The following is an 881-nucleotide window of genomic DNA, read 5'->3' as shown; positions in this document are numbered from 1 at the left end:
ATGAATAAAGATTTGGGGCTGGCGTTACAAGCAGGCCTGAGCACCCAGTCCGCCACCCCCATGGGTAACTTGGCAAAAAGCTTGTATGCCACCCATGGAAATCATGGCTACTCGGATAAGGATTTTTCCAGCATTCAGGCATTCTTTCGGCACGATGACGATTAACTGTTATCAACAGGTGATGTCGGCTTGCGCCTTCGGCTAAGTCGACCTACGAGAGCGTTGCTAGGTAAAGGGGATGTGCCGCTGGGGTTGGCCGAAGGCGTAACTCGACGTTCTGTACACTGGGGCAGACGCGTGAATCGTGCATGAATCATTGCGCCTGTGAGCGCCGCAGTATGGGCGCTCACAGGGAGTAACAATCAGGCGATGTTATTGATGCGCGGACCTTCACGGAACAGTTGGTCCAACTCACCTTCGTAATACGCTTCTACCCGCGGGTTCATCACTTTCTTCCACAGTGGCGGTACCATGGCCAGCAGCATCATGGTGGCATAACCGGCCGGCAGCTGTGGGCTTTCGTTATAGTGGCGCAGCACTTGGTAGCGACGTTTGGCGTAGGCATGGTGGTCGCTGTGGCGCTGCAGCTGGAACAGTACAAGATTGGTGACTAGATAATTCGAGTTCCAGCTGTGGGCCGGGGTGACCCGCTCATAGCGGCCGGTTTGCAGCTGTCGACGATGCAGGCCGTAGTGTTCAATATAGTTGACGATTTCCAGTGCCAGCGCCGCAAAGAAGCTCTGGCCAACAAAGAACAACACGCCCTNCCAACCCCAGAGCATACCGAAGGTCACGGCGAACAAGGCGGAGATGCTGTACCACCAGATCAGTTCATTATGAACGCTGATGTTCTTCTTGCCCTTACGCTCCAGGTATTTCTT

Annotated in this window: 1 protein-coding gene; it reads right to left on the bottom strand. The window is 54.3% G+C overall.

The window, feature by feature from the left end; translation table 11 throughout:
• Nucleotides 1–362 precede the first annotated feature (362 nt).
• The coding region (locus A3730_RS28615; protein WP_197477729.1) for a fatty acid desaturase at nt 363–881 on the bottom strand (519 nt) is incomplete at its 5' end.

This window comes from Alcanivorax sp. HI0044 (genome assembly GCF_001634945.1).
Note: the sequence above shows the minus strand (reverse complement) of the source record. Positions and strands in the feature narration are given on the sequence as shown.